Here is an 18332-nt window from a genome sequence, read left to right as displayed (position 1 = left end):
GATCGCCCCAGGACCAATAGCCCGAGGATGGATCGTCTGAGAGCGGCACGGCCGCCCTACCCCGATCTGTTTGCCGGCGCATTGTTCTGGGGCACGCAGATGCTCGCCTCCGCCATGCTCGGTCTTTACCTCCGCAACGGCCTGCAGACGAGCCGGCTTGCCGAGGTCGCCACACTCTATTTCCTCGGCGGCCTTCTCTCCTGGCCCTTCGCCCTGCCGGTCGCCCGCTTCTTTGCCTACGACAGGCCGCCGGAGGCGCGTTTTGCCGCCTTCTTCGTGACGCTGACCGCGGCGACGATCGCAATGACCGCCTTTCTCTTCGCCATGGAATACCGGCTGTTCTATTCGCGCTGGCACGCCCCCTTCGGCAGCTTCGTCTGGGCCTTCCAGTTCGTCTTCACCAGCATCAGCGCCGTCTACCAGTTCCTGGTGATCGGCCTGCGCCTTTTCCTGCCGCTCGGTCTCGTCTGCCTTGTCGTCAGCAGCTATCATCTTGCCAAACGCATGCGTTGAGATTGCCGCCGGTCTTTGCTACAGGGGCGCTAACCTCAATGAAGCAACCTCTTGAAGTGAAGGCAGCCGCCCATGATCCCGCGTTATTCCCGGCCCGAAATGGTCGCCATCTGGTCTCCCGAAACCAAATTCCGCATCTGGTTCGAGATCGAGGCGCATGCCTGCGACGCGCTGGCCGAACTCGGCGTCATCCCGAAATCGGCGGCAAAGACGATCTGGGAAAAGGGCGGTGCGGCCACCTTCGACGTCGCTCGCATCGACGAGATCGAGGCTGTCACCAAGCATGACGTTATCGCCTTCCTGACCCATCTCGCCGAGATCGTCGGCCCGGATGCGCGTTTCGTCCACCAGGGCATGACCTCATCTGATGTGCTCGACACCTGCTTCAACGTCCAGCTGGTGCGCGCCACCGATATCCTGATCGCCGATATCGACCGCCTGCTCGCAGCGCTGAAAACCCGCGCCTTCGAACATAAGGACACCGTCACCATCGGCCGCTCGCACGGCATTCACGCCGAGCCCACCACCTTCGGTGTCAAGCTGGCGCTTGCCTATGCCGAATTCGAGCGCTGCCGCCAGCGCCTGGTCGCCGCCCGCGAGGAAGTCGCGACCTGCGCCATCTCGGGCGCCGTCGGCACCTTCGCCAATATCGATCCGCGCGTCGAAGAACATGTCGCCGAGGCCCTTGGGCTGAAGGCCGAGCCGGTCTCGACCCAGGTCATCCCGCGCGACCGCCACGCGATGTATTTCGCCACCCTCGGCGTCGTCGCCTCCTCGATCGAACGTCTGGCGACCGAGATCCGCCACCTGCAGCGCACCGAGGTTCTGGAAGCGGAAGAATATTTCTCGCCCGGCCAGAAGGGCTCTTCGGCCATGCCGCACAAGCGCAACCCGGTTCTGACAGAAAACCTGACCGGCCTCGCCCGCATGGTCCGCTCCTACGCCCTGCCGGCCATGGAAAACGTCGCCCTCTGGCATGAGCGCGACATCTCCCACTCCTCGGTCGAACGCATGATCGGCCCCGATGCGACCGTGACGCTCGATTTCGCCCTGTCGCGTCTCGCCGGCGTCATCGAAAAGCTCTTGGTCTACCCCGAGAACATGGAAAAGAACCTCAACAAATTCCGCGGCCTCGTCCACTCCCAGCGTGTCCTTCTGGCGCTGACTCAGGCCGGCGCCTCCCGCGAGGACGCCTATCGCCTGGTGCAGCGCAACGCCATGAAGGTCTGGGAACAGGGCAAGGATTTTTTGGAGGAGTTGCTGGCCGATGCGGAGGTGCGAGCGGCGCTTTCGGAAGAAGACATCCGCGAAAAATTCGACCTTGGGTATCACACCAAACACGTCGACACGATCTTCCGCCGCGTCTTCGGCAACGCTTGAGCGGGCTGCAACGCTATGACGGCGTCTTGCAGGCGCCGTCAGGCTGTTGACAAGCCACACCCCCCGAGGGGACTTTCAAAAAACTGACGGCGCCCTCGCAGGCGCCGTTTTCATGTCTGCCTTTGTCTTTTTGTAATTGCAGAATGAATGATAGTTAGCTTTTCTCGAGCGGCCGTTGTTTTTGCTTCGGCCCTTTTTCGGCATCAGCACGTTTGCGTGCCCCCACCTTTTTCGAAGGCGCCGCATTGGCTGCATCCGATGTGCTGCAAGCCTCCGTCTCGCCCCTGCCCTTGGCGGCCTTGGCGACCAGTTCGTCCAAACGTTTCAGCTCATCCTCGTCGAGGTTCTCGATGCCGATGAAACGGTTCTCGGCGTGGCTCGTGAGGATAATCTCGTTGAGTTTGGCCTGGATCGCCCGCGTGTCGCGCGTCTGGGCGTTTTGCAATACGAAGACCATCAGGAAGGTGATGATTGTCGTGCCGGTGTTGATGACCAGCTGCCAGGTTTCCGAATAATCGAAGAAGGGGCCGAGTGTCGCCCAGATGATGACGGCGATGAGCGCCAGGATGAAGATGACAGGTTTGCCCGCCCATTCCGATATCTTGGTTGCGAAGCGGGCGAACAGATGTTTCATCGTCACCTCTGAAATCCTCCCACAAAGCCGGTCACAAATAACGCGGCGAGAGGTCTTGAGGTTCCGGGAAGTCGGCGAAGGTTTAACCTCCGGGGATCGCGAGAGTTCGCGGCCCCGGAAATCTTAGATTACACGGCTTCCCGCGCAATCAGCTTGCGATAAAGATGCCAGGTCGCATGGCCGAGGATGGGAATGACAAGCGCAAGCCCGGCAAAGACCGGGATCGTGCCGATGACGAGCAGTGCAGCGACGATCAGGCCCCAGAGCAACACCGGCACCGGATTGGCGACCGTCGCGCGGATCGAGGTGACGACAGCGGCCACCGCGCCGACATCGCGGTCGAGCAACAGCGGAAAGGTGATGACCGATATCGCGAGCACCACCAGCGCGAAGACGAAACCGATCAGATTGCCCCAGATGATCAACTGCATGCCCTCGGGCGTGCCGAAGACCTGGCGGAAGAAATCCGCCATGCTGCGCGGAAACACTTCGCCGAGCAGATTGCTGTAGAGCGTCTGCGCCGTCACCAGCCAGACGACGAAAATTCCACAAAGCATCAGCCCGACTGCGACGATCGACGGCAGCGCCGGCGAATGGCGTACCTCGAGCGCATGCGTCCACGAACTATCGAGGCCGGCCTCGCGCCGGCGGCTGATCTCATAGAGACCGATCGCTGCGATCGGGCCGATCAGCACGAAACCTGCCATCAGCGGAAAGACCATCGGCAAAAGGTTGGCGCCCGAGGTCCACAACGTCAGGAAGACGCCGGCAATCGGATACATGAGGCACAGGAACACGTAGTGGGACGGTTTCTCCATGAAATCGTCGTAGCCGCGCTTCAGCGCGTCGAAGACGTCGGCGATACCGATGCGATTGACCACGGGCCGCGCGAAGCTTTCGCCTGCACCCGTCATGACATGAAATGCCGCCATGGCTTTCTCCTCCTCAGCCGAGACCTGGTCGGCGGCGGACACGCAATCGGCGGGCAAGCCGACACGAAATCCGCAACCGGCACTGGAGCAATATAGCAAACCAAAGCGCCCGTGTCGCTCTCTCCCTTCACATCCCCTCTTGACATCTTGGGCGCGCCTTCTCACATCGGCGGCACTATGAAAGCCTCAGACGCAGATATCCTCATCATCCCCGGCTATACCAATTCCGGCCCGAGCCACTGGCAGAGCCGCTGGGAGGCAAAGCTCAGCACGGCGCGGCGCGTCGAACAGGCCGAATGGTCAAAGCCGGTCCGCGAGGACTGGATCGCCCGGATCGCCGAGGAAGTGAACGCTTCGACCCGCCCGGTCATCCTCATCGCTCACTCGCTCGGAGTGACCTCGGCGGTCCACGCCATCCCGCATTTCCGCAAGCCGGTGGCGGGCGCCTTCTTCGTCGCCCCGCCCGATGTCGCCAATCCCGACATCCGCCCGAAGCACCTGATGACCTTCGGCCCATACCCGCGCGATCCGCTGCCCTTCCCGTCGATCACGGTGGCGAGCCGCAACGATCCGTTCGGCAGTTACGACCATGCCGACGATATCGCCAGCAGCTGGGGCTCCTTCCTCGTCGATGCCGGCGAGGCAGGACATATCAATGCCGATTCCGGTCACGGTCCCTGGCCCGAGGGCACGATGGTCTTCGCTCAGTTCCTCAGCCGCCTCTCGGCTTGATGAAGCAAACGGGCCTTTCTCGGTAATTAAGCGGGTGCTTTCTAAGTCTTTCTTAATGTAATGACAGCAGACTGCAGCGAGATGAAATAAGCGAGAATGCCCGTGAAGAAAGCCCATCCAGAGGCCGATGATTTAGCAGCGGCTGAGGCAGGCGTCGGCAACGTGGCGGATGACGATTCCGACCTGGCGGAACGGGAGAGCCGGTGGAACCATGCGCTCGTCGGCTCCGGTCTTGGCGTCTGGGATCACAACTACCGTCTCGACCGGAAGTATTATTCGCAGACGTGGAAGACCATGCGCGGCATGGCGCCCGATGAGGAGGCCGCCGGCGATTACGACGCCTGGCTGGCACTCGTTCATCCCGATGACCGCGATTTCGTCGTTCATGCCATCGACCGCCAAAATGCCGGCGATCCGGATTTCCAGATCTTCGAATATCGCGAGCGCCACAGGGACGGCCACTGGATGTGGATCGACTGCCGCGGCGCCTGCGTGGAATGGGACGAGAGCGGCGTGCCGACGCGCATCATCGGCACGGATACGGATATTACCGACCGCAAGGAGGCCGAAGATACGCTGTCGCGCCTATCGCGTCGGCTCGATCTGGCGCTGGAGATTTCCCGCATCGGCGTCTTTGAAGCGGATATCGAGAATGATACCGTCGAATGGGACGAGCGCCTCATCTCCATTTACGGGCTGAAGGGCGCCTCACGTCCGATCGCCAGCGACGTCTGGGCGAAAAGCCTGCATCCCGACGATCGCGAGCGCGTGCTGGGTTTGTCCGACCGCAGCGTCGAAAGCGGCAGTGATTTTCAGCAGGAATACCGCATCATCCGCGGCGACGGCGCCGAACGTGTGATCCGAGCCCGCTCGGCCTTCTTCGTCGACAGCAACGGCCACCGCAAGCTGATCGGCGCCAATTGGGACGTCACCGAGGAGGTCGCGCTTCGCAACGAGTTGCAGCGCGCCAAGGATCTGGCCGAGGCGCACAACCGCGAGCTCGAAGTTGCCAAGGAGAGCATCGAGCGCCTGGCGCTGCACGATTATCTCACCGGCCTGCCGAACCGCCGCTATCTCGACAAGATGCTGGACGAACGCTCGGCCGAATGCCGGGCCAAGGGCCTGGGGCTGGCGATCCTGCATATCGATCTCGACCGTTTCAAGCAGATCAACGACACGCTCGGCCACCGGGCCGGCGACGCCATGCTGCAGCATGCCGCGAGCGTGCTGAAGAATTCCGTCCGCGCCGTCGATTTCGTGGCTCGCATCGGCGGCGACGAGTTCGTCATCCTCTGCACCGTCGATTCCGCCTCGAAGAAGATCGGCGGCCTTGCCCAACGCATCATTCGCGAATTGCGCAAACCCGTCAGATATGAGGGGCACGACTGCCGTTTCGGCGCCAGCATCGGCATCGCCATCGACAGCGGACCCAAGCTAGATGCCAAGCAGACGCTGCTCGATGCCGATATCGCGCTCTATCGCGCCAAGGGCCTCGGCCGCAACCGTTTCGAATTTTTCTCCGCGTCTGCACGCCGCGACATCATCTCCGCCAAGCACCTCGCCGACGAGATCCTGATCGGCCTCGAGCGCGATGAATTCGTGCCATTCTATCAACTGCAATTCGATGCCCGCACGCTTGATGTCGTCGGCGTCGAAACACTGGCCCGCTGGCAACACCCGGTGCATGGGCTGCTGACACCAGACCGTTTCCTCGCTATCGCCGAGGATCTCGACGTCGTCTCGACCATCGACGCCCTGATCCTGGAGCGCGCCATCGCCGATCGCCGCACCTGGATCAAGGACGGGTTGCCCGTTCCGAAGATATCGGTCAACGTTTCCGCCCGGCGGCTTGCCGATCCCGATCTCGGAAAGAAGCTCCGCGCTCTGAAGATCGCACCCGGCACCTTCGCCTTCGAATTGCTGGAATCGATCTCGCTCGACGATTGCGACGAGGCGGTCACCGCCAATCTGAAAAAGCTGCGCAAGCTCGGCATCGACATCCAGATCGATGATTTCGGCACCGGCCATGCCTCGATCGTCAGCCTGCTGCGCTTGAGCCCGAAGACGCTGAAGATCGACCGCGAGTTGATTCGTATGCTGCCGCAATCGGCCGAGCAGCGCAAACTCGTCGGCTCGATCATTGATATCGGCCGCTCGCTCGATATCCTTGTCATCGCCGAGGGTGTCGAGACAGCCGATCATATCCGCATTCTCGAGGAACTCGACTGCGACACGCTGCAGGGCTACGCACTCGCCCGGCCGATGCCGGCCATGCAGATCCCTTCCTTCATCCGCGCCGGCAGCTGGCGCCACGGGCAGACTGCCGCGCGCGCCCTGCAGACGCAGCTTCGTCGCGCACTGCCAAGCCGAGCCGCCAAATAAAGACCTGCACAAGCAGCCCGCCATATCGCCGTCATTTCACCGTACAGGAAAAGGCGCTAGACTCGTCTTGCGAATTCATTCGATTCTCTTGGCGGTATTCCGTAGAATCCGGAAACCGGGGAAGGAAGGATAGGCGGATTGTGAAACACACTCTTTTCCTTTAAGGGGACGCCACGAGATCGATCCACTCGCGCTACCCCAAGAGCGCCAACAACAGAGAATGACCACGATGAACCGTCGCCGCCGTATCTACGAGGGCAAGGCAAAGATTCTGTATGAAGGCCCGGAACCGGGCACTTTGATCCAGTTCTTCAAGGACGATGCCACTGCCTTCAACAAGAAGAAACACGAAGTCATCGACGGCAAGGGCGTCCTCAACAACCGCATTTCCGAATATATCTTCAGCCATCTGAACAAGATCGGCATCCCCACGCATTTCATCCGCCGACTCAACATGCGCGAGCAGCTGATCAAGGAAGTGGAGATGATCCCGCTGGAGATCGTCGTGCGCAACGTCGCCGCCGGTTCGCTTGCTAAGCGCCTGGGGATCGATGAAGGCGTGGTGCTGCCGCGCTCGATCATCGAATTCTATTACAAATCAGACGCGCTTGACGATCCGATGGTCTCCGAAGAGCACATCACCGCCTTCGGCTGGGCCAATCCCGCCGAGCTCGACGACATCATGGCGCTTGCCATCCGCGTCAACGACTTCATGACGGGCCTCTTCCTTGGCGTCGGCATCCAGCTCGTCGACTTCAAGATCGAATGCGGCCGCCTCTTCGAAGGCGATCTGATGCGCATCATCCTCGCCGACGAAATCTCACCGGACAGCTGCCGGCTCTGGGATATCGAGACCCACGAGAAGATGGACAAGGATCGTTTCCGCCGCGATCTCGGCGGGCTGCTCGAAGCCTATTCCGAAGTTGCGCGCCGTCTCGGCATCATCAATGAAAACGAGCCTGTGCGCGGCACCGGCCCCGTTTTGGTTAAGTAAACAGATCGTCTGGTTAAGTAAGGCAGGTAGGACAAAGTGATCAAGGCTCGTGTCACCGTCACGCTGAAAAACGGCGTTCTCGATCCGCAGGGCAAAGCCATCGAAGGCGCGCTCGGCGCCCTCGGCTTCTCGGGCGTCGGCCATATAAGACAGGGCAAGGTCTTCGACCTCGAACTGGAAAGCACCGATAAGGCCAAGGCCGAGGCCGACCTCAAGGCCATGTGCGAAAAACTCCTCGCCAACACGGTGATCGAGAACTACGCAATAGCGATCGACTGACGATCGGCCGACCCGTCATCCGGCGGATTTTGAGGATTTGGCGTCATGACGCAGGCAAAGCTGGAGACGGAAGTCTCGAAATATATGAGCTATGTTTTGCGTCATGCGCCCGAAGCCGCGGGTTTGACGCTTGATGCCGAGGGCTGGGTGTCGTTCGATGAACTCGAAAAGGCGCTGATGTCGAAATACGACGTTTCCCGCGCCGATATTATCGAGATCGTCGAAAACAATCCGAAGAAGCGGTTCACCCTTACCGACAACAGAATTCGCGCCAATCAGCGTCGAAGTCGATCTCGCATTGAACCCGGTTGAACCGCCTGCCGTTCTCTTTCACGGCACGTCCCTGACGAACTGGCAGTCGATCGAGCGCGAAGGCTTACAGAAAATGCAGCGGCACCACGTTCATCTCTCGGCGGATGTGGAAACCGCGAAAATCGTCGCAACACGCCGCAAGGGTGAATATCTTATCCTGCGCGTGGATGCGGCCCGCATGTTTTCAGAGGGTCATTCTTTCTTTGTCTCCGACAATGGAGTATGGCTCGCCGAAAGCGTTCCAGTTCAATATCTTTCGCCAGACGCGGGGACCCCATGAAATCAGCCGTCGTTCAACTTCCGGGCCTCAACCGTGACCGCGACATGATCGCTGCCCTGACGAAGATCTCCGGAACCCCACCGGTGACGATCTGGCAGACGGAAACCGAGATCCCCGATGTCGACCTGATCGTCATCCCCGGCGGCTTCTCCTATGGCGATTATCTGCGCTGCGGCGCGATCGCCGCCCGCATGCCGGTCATGCAGGCGATCATCGACAAGGCAGAAAAAGGCGTGAAGGTGCTCGGCGTCTGCAACGGCTTCCAGATCCTCGTCGAAGCCGGCCTGCTGCCAGGCGCGCTGATGCGCAATGCCTCGCTGAAATTCGTCTGCCGCGAAGTCAAGCTCGAAGTCGTCAATGCCGAGACCGACTTCACCCGCGCCTATGCGCAAGGGCAAGTCATCCGCAGCCCGGTCGCTCATCACGATGGCAATTATTTCGCTGATGAAGCGACGCTGGCGAAAATCGAAGGCAATGGCCAGGTGGTATTCCGCTATGCCGAAGGCACCAATCCGAATGGCTCGCTCAACGACATCGCCGGCGTGATGAATGAAAAGGGCAACGTGCTCGGCATGATGCCGCATCCCGAAAACCTGATCGAAGCCGCCCATGGCGGCTCGGATGGCCGTGGCCTCTTTGCCTCGGCGCTCGATGTCATCGCTGCCTGAGCCCTGCACATTGCCCAAGAGCCCGTAACGGCCTTGGGTAACGGCATGCACCCGAAAATCCTTCCGTCCGGACCGGAGCAAGATTGATGCGCCCTCGCCTCGCAAACGCCGCCCTGTTGACCACTCTCGCAGCCATGGTCGCAGCCTGCCAGACATCGACACCGACGACAGGTCCCAACCGCGCGGCGCTCCCGACAATGGAACGCGTGGCGCTCGGCGCCAATGCCTGCTGGTTCAAATCGGGCGATCCCGCCTTTGCAGCCTATAAGCTCGCGCCAGAGCTCAATTCCTTCTCCGGCCGGCCGCGCATCCTGCTCGTTCACAAGGGCAGCCCGGAAGCTCGGCCGCTGCTGGTCGTCCAAGCCGAGGGAAGCCCGTCACGGCTCCAGGCCTTCGGTCCGATGATGTCGGAGCCAGTCGCCGGCCGTATCGCCGCCGACGTCAATCGCTGGTCCGGTGGCAACAAAGCCTGCAGCTGATCGCTGCGGTCAGCGCCGAACGCGATCAATCCCAGAAAAATGATTTGCCGACCTCGCGGGCCGCGTCGGACTGCGACACGCCGATATCCTTGAGTCCGGCTGCCGTAAGCTCTCTCAGCGCCCGCCGGCCTTCCCGCTTCTGCTGCCAGAGCAGAAGCGCGGCCCAGATTCGTCCCAAACGCGTCGCCTTTTCGACAGGCGCGGACGGCAAAGCGATTTGCCTTCTATCCTCCAAGGAGACAATAGGTACAATCGGCATTTTTATTTCAGGCAGGGCAGACATTCCAGGAATCCTCTCGGTTCATCCTTGGGATTGACTCTTAATATTGACAGATACAATGTGACAATATAAGCAATTGTCACCATGACAAATTGGCTTCCTGATATCTCCCGCGGCTCCGGACCGGTCTACCTCCGGCTCGCCGACAGCATCGAAACCGCCATATCGAGTGGCGCCCTGCCCGCCGGTAGCAAATTGCCGCCGCAGCGCAACCTCGCCTATGATATCGGCGTGACGATCGGTACGATCGGCCGCGCCTATGCGCTGGTCCACGAGCGCGGCTTGGTTGCCGGCGAAGTCGGGCGCGGCACCTATGTGCTGAACCGCTCGGAGACGCCGCCCAGCGAGCAGACCGATCCTCTGGCCATCTCGCTCGGCGGCACCCGTTTCCAGGATGCGCCTGCCAACAAGATCCGTTTCGACACGACAGCCGCTCCCGATCTCGGCCAGGGCAAGATTATAGCGGCTATCCTTTCCGAGATCGGCGAACAGCATCTCGCCGAAATCTCCTCCTATTCCCGGAGTTTTCCGGGCAACTGGTTCGAAGCCGGCCGCCGCTGGCTCGCCCGCAGCGGCTGGACGCCGGAGGTCGAAAACATCGTTCCAACGCTCGGCGCTCACGCGGCGGCAATCGCCGTCATCGCCGCTGTCTCGGCGCCGGGCGACAAGATCGTCTTCGAGAACCTCACCTACACGCAGGTCAGCCGCAGCGCCCGCCTGCTTGGCCGCCGCACACTGACGGTCGATTCCGATGAGCAAGGCGTGATCCCGGAGGATTTCGAACGGGTCTGCCAGCAGCAGCATCCGAAGGTCGCCTTCCTGATGCCGACCGTCCACAATCCGACGGTAACGATCATGCCTTATGAACGGCGGGTGGCAATTGCGGCAATCGCTAGGAAGCACGGTGTCTGGCTGATCGAGGACGATCTCTACGGCGGCATGGCAGCCGACGATACGCCGCTCATCGCCTCCCTGGCGCCCGACCGCACCTTTCTGGTCAACGGCCTGTCGAAATCGGTCGCTGCCGGCGTGCGCGGCGGCTGGGTTGCCTGCCCGCCGCATTTTGCCCAGCGGATCAGGGTGACGCACAGGATGATCACCGGCGGCCTGCCCTTCATTCTGGCAGAAACCTGCGCGCGCCTCGTCGAAAGCGGCACGGCGCACGAGATCCGCAAGCAGAGCGTCGAGGAACTCTCCCGGCGCGTCCGCCTGGCCCGCGAGCAGTTGCAGGGCTTCGACTTCCAATCGCACCCGCATGCGCCCTTCCTCTGGCTGAAACTGCCGGAGCCCTGGATGTCGGGCACCTTCAAGAACGCCGCCTTCCGCGATGGCGTGCTCGTCGACGACGAGGACGAATTCAAAGCGGCCCGCGCGGAAAAATCCTATCATCGCGTTCGCGTCGGCTTCTCCTCGCCGAAAACCAGTCAAGAGCTGATCGCGGGCCTGATGATCCTGCGCCGACTACTGGAAAACGGCGGTTCCGCCTATGATGGTGAAATATGACCTGTTGCAAATACACGTCATAATTTAGAAAAGACGCCGGAGCCAATTCAGGGCGCTTTCCCGACTCAACCGCCATGCTAGGTCTTTGTATTATCGCTCGACGCGAATCAAAGGACAGCCAATGACGGTCGACTTCGGAAGAATCGCGTTGCGTTTTTTGAGTACGGCGTCATTGGCGGTCGTCTCCGGTATCTCAGTGGCAGGCGCGGCGAATGCCGGCGAGCAAATCTTCGATGAGCTGCGCTTCGGAGTCTCGACTTCGGTACAATCGGGACATTCCAGGGAAGACGGCGTTTTCCCCGAAATGACCGCCCTCTTCGATCCTTTCGGATATGAGAGCGCCGTCGGCTGGGAACAGCAGCTGCTGCATCCCCGCGTTCATCTCGGCACCTCGATCGGCACCTCGGGCGAGGCCACTCAATTCTTCACCGGCTTTACCTGGACGGTCGATTTCAACGAGAAGCTCTTTGCCGAAGCCGGCTTCGGGGGCGTTATCCATACCGGCGATCTCGAAGGCGATGATGACGGCCCGGAACTGGGCTGCCGCGTCCTCTTCCACGAATATGTCGGCGCCGGCTACCGATTCACCCGCAATTGGAACGTGATGGCCCAGATCGCCCACTCCTCGCATGCCAATCTCTGCGACGGCCCGAACGACGGTATGACGCGCGCCGGCCTGCAGATCGGCTACAAATTCTGATCGATTGTCCTTTTGCTGGAAAAGTCTGCCCGCCCTCTGTTGACGGCGGGCATTTTCCTGTCGCGCGCCGCCGCGACATAAGCTAAAGACAGCGCAAAACGCGCCAGGGACTCTCCGCTCATGACCATTCCAAACACCATCCCGATCACGCCGGAACTCATTGCGGGCCATGGCCTGAAGCCGGACGAGTATCAGCGCATTCTGGATCTGATCGGCCGCGAACCGACGTTCACCGAGCTCGGCATCTTCTCGGCAATGTGGAACGAGCACTGCTCCTACAAATCCTCCAAGAAATGGCTGCGCACGCTGCCGACCAAGGGGCCCCGCGTCATCCAGGGTCCGGGCGAAAATGCCGGCGTGGTCGATATCGATGACGGCGATTGCGTCGTCTTCAAGATGGAGAGCCACAACCACCCCTCCTATATCGAGCCTTACCAGGGCGCTGCGACCGGCGTCGGCGGCATCCTGCGTGACGTCTTCACCATGGGCGCCCGCCCGATCGCCGCTATGAACGCTTTGCGTTTCGGCGAGCCGGATCACCCGAAGACCCGCCACCTCGTCTCGGGCGTCGTCTCCGGCGTCGGTGGCTACGGCAATTCCTTCGGCGTTCCGACGGTCGGCGGCGAAGTCGAGTTCGATGCGCGCTATAACGGCAATATCCTCGTCAACGCCTTTGCTGCCGGCATCGCCAAGTCGAACGCCATCTTCCTGTCGGAAGCCAAGGGCGTCGGTCTTCCAGTCGTCTATCTCGGGGCCAAGACCGGCCGCGACGGCGTCGGCGGCGCGACCATGGCCTCGGCGGAGTTCGACGAATCGATCGAGGAAAAGCGCCCGACAGTTCAGGTCGGCGACCCCTTCACTGAAAAGTGCCTGCTCGAAGCCTGCCTCGAGCTGATGCAGACCGGCGCCGTCATCGCCATCCAGGACATGGGTGCGGCCGGCCTCACCTGCTCTGCCGTCGAAATGGGCGCCAAGGGCGATCTCGGCATCCTGCTCGAACTCGACAAGGTGCCGGTCCGCGAAGAGCGGATGACCGCCTATGAGATGATGCTGTCGGAAAGCCAGGAGCGTATGCTCATGGTGCTGCAGCCGGAGAAGGAAGAGGAAGCCAAGGCGATCTTCGTCAAATGGGGTCTCGATTTCGCGATCGTCGGCAAGACCACCGATGACTTGCGCTTCCGCGTCATGCACCAGGGCGAAGAAGTCGCGAATCTGCCGATCAAGGATCTCGGCGACCAGGCGCCGGAATATGACCGCCCCTGGCGCGAATCCGGCAAGCAGGCCCCCCTGCCCGCCAATCTCGTCGCCGCGCCCGAAAATTATGGCCAGGCGCTGCTGCAACTCGTCGGCTCCGCCAACCAGTCGAGCCGCCGCTGGGTCTACGAGCAGTACGATACGCTGATCCAGGGCAATTCGCTGCAACTCCCGGGCGGCGATGCCGGCGTCGTCCGCGTCGACGGCCATGCGAGCAAGGCGCTCGCCTTCTCCTCCGACGTGACGCCGCGTTATGTCGAGGCGGATCCCTTCGAAGGCGGCAAGCAGGCGGTTGCCGAATGCTGGCGCAACATCACCGCGACCGGCGCCGAGCCGCTCGCCGCCACCGACAATCTCAACTTCGGCAACCCCGAAAAGCCCGAAATCATGGGCCAGTTCGTTCAGGCGGTGAAGGGCATCGGCGAAGCCTGCCGCGCGCTCGACTTCCCGATCGTCTCAGGCAATGTATCGCTCTACAACGAGACCAATGGCGTTGCCATCCTGCCGACCCCGACAATCGCAGGCGTCGGCCTGCTGCCGGACTGGCGCAAGATGGTCCGCATCGGCAGCGCCAATGACGGCGACAAGGTGATCATGATCGGCGTCGACGGTAGTCACCTCGGCCAGTCCGTTTACCTCCGTGACGTGCTTTCCAGCCGCGAAGGCCCGGCACCCGAGGTGGATCTGTTCGCCGAGCGCCGCAACGGCGATTTCGTCCGCTCCGTCATCCGCAACGGCCAGGCGACCGCCTGCCACGACATTTCCTCGGGCGGCCTTGCCGTCGCGCTTGCCGAAATGGCCATGGCGTCAGACAAGGGCCTGGTGATCGATCTTGGCGAAGGCAAGGGTGCGCCGCATGCGCTGCTCTTCGGTGAAGATCAGGCCCGTTACGTGCTGACGGTGCCGGCCGATGTCGCCGATTTCCTTTGCGCCAATGCAGAAGGCGCCGGCGTTCCCTTCCGCCGTCTCGGCACGGTTGGGGGGGCGTCGCTTGTCGTCGGCGATCTCATCTCGCTGCCGATTCAGCAATTGCGCGATGCCCATGAATCGTGGTTCCCTGATTTCATGGAAGGCCGCGGCGAACTGGCCGCGGAATAATGCGCAAGGAGTAACGATCATGGCCATGAACCCCGGTGATATCGAAGACATGATCAAGGCCGGGATTCCCGGTGCCAAGGTGACGATCCGCGATCTGGCCGGCGACGGCGACCACTACGCCGCCGAAGTCGTCGCCGAAGCCTTCCGCGGCAAGAGCCGCGTCCAGCAGCACCAGATGGTCTATGAAGCGTTGAAGGGCAATATGGGCGGCGTCTTGCACGCGCTGGCACTGCAGACCTCTGCGCCGGATTGAACATGTCGGATCGGCCGCTACCTCTCCCCCGCTCATTCCTGTGACTGGCACAGGAGGGTGGTTGTGGTGAGCACATTCGCGATGGGCTCTTCGCCAGCGGCGATATCGTCGGCGATTGGCTCTCGATCAATTCCGGGATAGCCGGCCTCTACCGCGACCCAGCTCGAAAAACCTTTGGCGCCGACCGCGCTTGCGATCGCCTCAACCGGGGTGGAATCGACGATAGCAATAGCCCCGCGCCGCGACCGCCAGTTTGACTGGGGGAGCCAATGTCAGTCCTTCTTCGGCGCCGTGAGCATCGTCGCTACACGGCGGATTCCGAGCTGATAACCTTCCGTACCAAGACCAGCAAGCACACCGTCGGCGCGGTGGGAAACGAAGGAATGATGGCGGAAGCTTTCGCGCTTGTGCACGTTGGAGATATGGATCTCAATGACGGGACCTTCAAACGTGTTCAAGGCGTCGAGGATCGCAAGCGAGGTGTGCGTGAATGCGGCCGGGTTGATGACGATGCCGGCTCCGTCTTCGCGCGCTTCGTGGATCCAGTCGATGATTTCATATTCCCGGTTGCTCTGGTGGAAACGGATCTCGTGGCCCAGTTCCAAGGCCAGTTTCCGGCAGTCCGCCTCGACGTCGGCCAACGTTTCGTGACCATAGATATGCGGCTGACGCTTGCCGAGTAAGTTGAGATTTGGGCCGTTGAGAACGTAGATCAGGCTCATTGCAATTGTCCTTGTGAGGGCGTGCCAAGGTCAGGCGAACGCTAATTCCTGGAATGCGAAATCCGGATCGGACTCGTAAAGATCGGCCCGCAGCCCCAACCGGCCCGCTTGCAGCGCGGGGGCCGCGATATCGCGCGCGGCTTCGAGAACCGCCTTCAACAACTCCCGCTTAATTTCTGCCGACCGACCAGGCGCGATCCGCAGGATGATCTGGATAAAGTGATTGTCCGGGTGCTCGTCACCGACGCAGGAGAAAGTCGCCTCCCTGGCGAAGGTGCGCACGGCAGTAGGCTTCACCAGGGCTCCGTCGCGCACCCGATGGTGGACCGCCTTGGTCAATTCATCAATTGCCACCCGTTCGGCAGCACCTCGGCTATAGTCGATGATGATATGCGGCAAGGCATGTCCTCCCGGTCAGGCTGTAGGTCGGCACAAATCTTCGAAGTGACGCGACATGCGTTCCGCATCCGGTTTTACACCTGTGAACAGTTCAAAGGCCGCAGCGGCCTGGAACACGGTCATGCCGCCGCCCGGCAAGGTCCGGCACCCCTTCTTCTCTGCCAGAGCTAGAAGTTCGGTCACGAGCGGCATGTAGACGATATCGGCGACCCAGTGACGTGGATGAAGCCATTCCGGGTCGATCGGGAGACCCGGATGGCTTCGCATACCCGTCGGCGTAGCATGAATCAGGCCGTCGGCCGAAGCGAGCGCCGCACCGACGTCCTGGACCGGTTGCGCGCAGGTTCTTGAAAATCGTCGGTTGAGCTGATCGGCAAGCGCGGCGGCGCGATTTGTGTCCTGGTCGAAAATCGAGAGCATCCCGATACTAAGCTTGATCGCCGCGTGCGCGACAGCGACCCCTGCGCCGCCTGCCCCGAGCAGGACGGCATGAGTCTTGGCTGCGCCGGGCATGCCGCGCTCGAAATTCTTATAGAAGCCATACCAGTCCGTATTGTGCCCGATCCGCTTTCCGTCCCGAAACACGACCGTGTTGACCGCTCCGAGCATCTCGGCGTCCTCGGACAGGCTGGTAAGATGAGCGATGACCGTCTGCTTGCACGGGTGCGTGATATTGCTTCCTGCGAAGCCGCATCGTTCAAGTTCTACAAGCAGTTCGGGCAGCGCGGACGCCGGTAGACCGCGTTCGGCGAGGTCGACGAGTTCGTAATGGTAATCCAGCTCCAGGTGCCGTGCCTCGGTTTCATGCAGTGCAGGCGACTTCGACATTTGGATGTCGGCCCCGATGAGACCAACAAGGAATTTGTTGTTGTTCATTTCGATAACCCAATCGGCTCAGTGATGTGCGAGAATCTCGCCAAGGAAAGCCTTGGTCCGCTCATGCTTCGGAGACTTGAAAAAGACCTCGGGCTCGGCCTCCTCGATGATCTCGCCGGAAGCCATGAAGATGACCCTGTCTGCGACCTGGCGGGCGAAACCCATCTCATGCGTCACGCAGATCATGGTCATGCCGTCGCGCGCGAGACCGATCATAGTGTCCAGCACTTCCTTGACCATTTCCGGATCGAGCGCCGATGTCGGTTCGTCGAACAGCATCGCCTTGGGTTCCATGCAAAGCGCCCTGGCAATAGCGACACGCTGCTGCTGCCCTCCGCTGAGCTGCGCGGGATACTTCTCCGCTTGATCCAGGATTCGAACCCGTTCCAGGTATTTTCTCGCCAGCCTCTCGGCGTCAGCCCGGCTGGTTCCGCGGACCCTCATGGGCGCAAGCGCGCAGTTCTGCAGAACGGTCATGTGGGGGAACAAATTGAAGTTCTGGAACACCATCCCGACTTCGCGCCGAATGGCATCAACCGCCTTGCTTGTGCCGTCGAGCAACTGCCCGTCGACGATAATCCTGCCTTCCTGGATCAGCTCGAGAGCGTTGATGCAACGGATCAACGTCGACTTGCCGGAACCCGAAGGCCCGCAAAGGACGATCTTCTCGCCTTTGCGAACCGACAGGCTGATGTTTTTCAGCGCATGGAAGGAGCCGTACCATTTCTCCACCTTTTCAAGGGATATCAATGTCGACTGGTCGTTAGCGAAACTGAGCACGGCGCCCTCCATGTAGCTTTACTTGACGGTGAACGGGATGTTGGGAATGGATTCCGGGAACGTCGGCAGGTCGATGTTCATCCACTTCTTGGTGATGGCTGCAAGTTCGCCATTACCCTTGATCTTGTCGAGGAAGGCATTGACGGCTTCGTTCCAGTCCTTCTCGCCCAGTCGCGTTCCGGCGCCGTTGTAAGTCGTCAGAAAGTCGATCTTGCGCTCGTAGGTGCCGGCGCTGGCGGCATCGAGCCGCTGTCCGTAGAACATGTTGCCTCCGACGGCCTTAACCTGTCCGGAGACCAGCGCCTGAATGGTTGCGGCGTCGTCGTCGAAGCGGCGGACGGTCGCGGTCGATCCCACGGCGTCGGTAATAGCCTTGTCCTGCGAGCTGGACTTCGGCACGCCGATTTCCCAGCCGGCAACATCGGCAGGCGTTTTTGCGGTATCGGCCTTTGCCGCATAAAGCGAGATCGTGTTCGCCGCGTATGGCTTGCTGTACTGGATCGACTTGGCACGCTCCTCCGTCATGGCCATGGTGGCGAACAGGATGTCGACCTTGCCGGTGGTCAGGGCCGGAATGCGGTTGGCGACGGCGAGCGGCTGGAACTCGACCTTGACTCCGAGTTCCTTGGCGAAGAGTGTCGCGATATCGGCGTCGAATCCGTCCTGCTTGCCGCTCGTGTTGACGAAGCCCCATGGCGCGTTGTCGCCCTGAATGCCGACGACGATCGTACCCTTGGCCTTGATCTCCTCGACGGTCGCCGCGGAAGCTGCAGCCGCGCCTAGCGTGGCGAAGGCGGCCGTAGCCAGGGCCATTCCAAGAAATTGTCTGCGATTGCTATACATTCCATTCTCCTCCTCTGTGGTCTTTGCTTCGGTCGAAGC

Annotated in this window: 20 protein-coding genes and 1 pseudogene; 13 read left to right on the top strand and 8 right to left on the bottom strand. The window is 61.2% G+C overall.

Annotation, left to right across the window (positions count from 1 at the left end; genetic code table 11):
• Positions 1–27: 27 nt before the first annotated feature.
• Together FFM81_RS09950 and purB are read left to right on the top strand one after the other, a co-directional pair.
• Positions 28–513 (top strand): hypothetical protein, encoded by a 486-nt coding sequence (locus FFM81_RS09950; RefSeq protein ID WP_025416263.1) that lies wholly within the window; start codon positions 28–30, stop codon positions 511–513.
• 72 nt (positions 514–585) lie between these two features.
• Entirely contained in the window at positions 586–1893 is a 1308-nt protein-coding gene (gene purB / locus FFM81_RS09945) for an adenylosuccinate lyase (protein WP_025416264.1), read from the top strand.
• Between the two features lie 154 nt (positions 1894–2047).
• On the opposite strand, the gene FFM81_RS09940 is transcribed toward purB, so the two are convergent.
• Positions 2048–2527, bottom strand: coding sequence for a low affinity iron permease family protein (locus FFM81_RS09940; protein ID WP_003568923.1), 480 nt, complete (start codon positions 2525–2527; stop codon positions 2048–2050).
• A gap of 128 nt (positions 2528–2655) precedes the next feature.
• Entirely contained in the window at positions 2656–3459 is an 804-nt protein-coding gene (locus FFM81_RS09935) for a DUF2189 domain-containing protein (protein WP_003568924.1), read from the bottom strand.
• Between the two features lie 177 nt (positions 3460–3636).
• On the opposite strand from FFM81_RS09935, the gene FFM81_RS09930 reads away from it, so the two are divergent.
• From FFM81_RS09930 to FFM81_RS09900, 7 genes and pseudogenes are all read left to right on the top strand, one after another.
• Positions 3637–4191 (top strand): RBBP9/YdeN family alpha/beta hydrolase, encoded by a 555-nt coding sequence (locus FFM81_RS09930; RefSeq protein WP_003568925.1) that lies wholly within the window; start codon positions 3637–3639, stop codon positions 4189–4191.
• A 96-nt stretch (positions 4192–4287) separates the two neighbouring features.
• The gene (locus FFM81_RS09925; RefSeq protein ID WP_003568926.1) at positions 4288–6573 is read left to right on the top strand and encodes a putative bifunctional diguanylate cyclase/phosphodiesterase; all 2286 of its coding nucleotides are present in this window, start codon (positions 4288–4290) and stop codon (positions 6571–6573) included.
• Positions 6574–6802: 229 nt separating this feature from the next.
• The gene (gene purC, locus FFM81_RS09920; RefSeq protein ID WP_003568927.1) at positions 6803–7567 is read left to right on the top strand and encodes a phosphoribosylaminoimidazolesuccinocarboxamide synthase; all 765 of its coding nucleotides are present in this window, start codon (positions 6803–6805) and stop codon (positions 7565–7567) included.
• A gap of 36 nt (positions 7568–7603) precedes the next feature.
• On the top strand, positions 7604–7846 hold the full coding sequence (gene purS, locus FFM81_RS09915) for a phosphoribosylformylglycinamidine synthase subunit PurS (RefSeq protein WP_003568928.1): 243 nt from the start codon (positions 7604–7606) through the stop codon (positions 7844–7846).
• 45 nt (positions 7847–7891) lie between these two features.
• A pseudogene (locus tag FFM81_RS09910) lies at positions 7892–8438 on the top strand (RNA 2'-phosphotransferase).
• Entirely contained in the window at positions 8435–9106 is a 672-nt protein-coding gene (gene purQ, locus FFM81_RS09905; protein ID WP_003568931.1) for a phosphoribosylformylglycinamidine synthase subunit PurQ, read from the top strand. The pseudogene FFM81_RS09910 and the gene purQ overlap by 4 nt, the downstream one beginning before the upstream one ends.
• Positions 9107–9192: 86 nt before the next feature.
• A complete protein-coding gene (locus FFM81_RS09900; protein ID WP_003568933.1) occupies positions 9193–9585 on the top strand; it encodes a hypothetical protein in 393 nt (130 codons plus the stop codon).
• Between the two features lie 25 nt (positions 9586–9610).
• Here the strand turns inward: FFM81_RS09900 and FFM81_RS09895 are convergent, their stop codons facing one another.
• Positions 9611–9868 carry a DUF1127 domain-containing protein gene (locus FFM81_RS09895; protein ID WP_003568934.1) on the bottom strand — a complete coding sequence of 86 codons (258 nt, stop codon included), beginning with the start codon at positions 9866–9868 and terminating at the stop codon, positions 9611–9613.
• 81 nt (positions 9869–9949) lie between these two features.
• Between FFM81_RS09895 and FFM81_RS09890 the strand changes: the two genes are divergently transcribed.
• From FFM81_RS09890 to FFM81_RS09875, 4 genes are all read left to right on the top strand, one after another.
• Positions 9950–11368 (top strand): aminotransferase-like domain-containing protein, encoded by a 1419-nt coding sequence (locus tag FFM81_RS09890; protein ID WP_138384236.1) that lies wholly within the window; start codon positions 9950–9952, stop codon positions 11366–11368.
• 121 nt (positions 11369–11489) lie between these two features.
• Complete coding sequence (locus FFM81_RS09885) at positions 11490–12068, top strand: acyloxyacyl hydrolase (RefSeq protein ID WP_128398537.1); 579 nt, start codon at positions 11490–11492, stop codon at positions 12066–12068.
• Between the two features lie 120 nt (positions 12069–12188).
• The gene (gene purL, locus FFM81_RS09880) at positions 12189–14420 is read left to right on the top strand and encodes a phosphoribosylformylglycinamidine synthase subunit PurL (protein ID WP_025416268.1); all 2232 of its coding nucleotides are present in this window, start codon (positions 12189–12191) and stop codon (positions 14418–14420) included.
• Between the two features lie 19 nt (positions 14421–14439).
• Positions 14440–14673 (top strand): BolA/IbaG family iron-sulfur metabolism protein, encoded by a 234-nt coding sequence (locus tag FFM81_RS09875; protein WP_003568938.1) that lies wholly within the window; start codon positions 14440–14442, stop codon positions 14671–14673.
• Positions 14674–14945: 272 nt separating this feature from the next.
• On the opposite strand, the gene aroQ is transcribed toward FFM81_RS09875, so the two are convergent.
• The 5 genes from aroQ to FFM81_RS09850 are packed head-to-tail and all read right to left on the bottom strand — an operon-like array spanning position 14946 to position 18293.
• A complete protein-coding gene (gene aroQ / locus FFM81_RS09870) occupies positions 14946–15395 on the bottom strand; it encodes a type II 3-dehydroquinate dehydratase (RefSeq protein WP_025416269.1) in 450 nt (149 codons plus the stop codon).
• Between the two features lie 30 nt (positions 15396–15425).
• A complete protein-coding gene (locus tag FFM81_RS09865) occupies positions 15426–15794 on the bottom strand; it encodes a 5-carboxymethyl-2-hydroxymuconate Delta-isomerase (protein WP_025416270.1) in 369 nt (122 codons plus the stop codon).
• Positions 15795–15809: 15 nt separating this feature from the next.
• Positions 15810–16670, bottom strand: coding sequence for a shikimate dehydrogenase (locus FFM81_RS09860; RefSeq protein ID WP_025416271.1), 861 nt, complete (start codon positions 16668–16670; stop codon positions 15810–15812).
• A gap of 18 nt (positions 16671–16688) precedes the next feature.
• Positions 16689–17462, bottom strand: a complete 774-nt coding sequence (locus tag FFM81_RS09855) for an amino acid ABC transporter ATP-binding protein (protein ID WP_038573883.1) — start codon at positions 17460–17462, stop codon at positions 16689–16691.
• A gap of 6 nt (positions 17463–17468) precedes the next feature.
• Positions 17469–18293, bottom strand: coding sequence for a transporter substrate-binding domain-containing protein (locus tag FFM81_RS09850; protein ID WP_025416273.1), 825 nt, complete (start codon positions 18291–18293; stop codon positions 17469–17471).
• Between the last annotated feature and the right edge of the window lie 39 nt (positions 18294–18332).

The organism is Rhizobium hidalgonense, from assembly GCF_005862185.2.
Taxonomy (GTDB): domain Bacteria; phylum Pseudomonadota; class Alphaproteobacteria; order Rhizobiales; family Rhizobiaceae; genus Rhizobium; species Rhizobium hidalgonense.
Note: the sequence above shows the minus strand (reverse complement) of the source record. Positions and strands in the feature narration are given on the sequence as shown.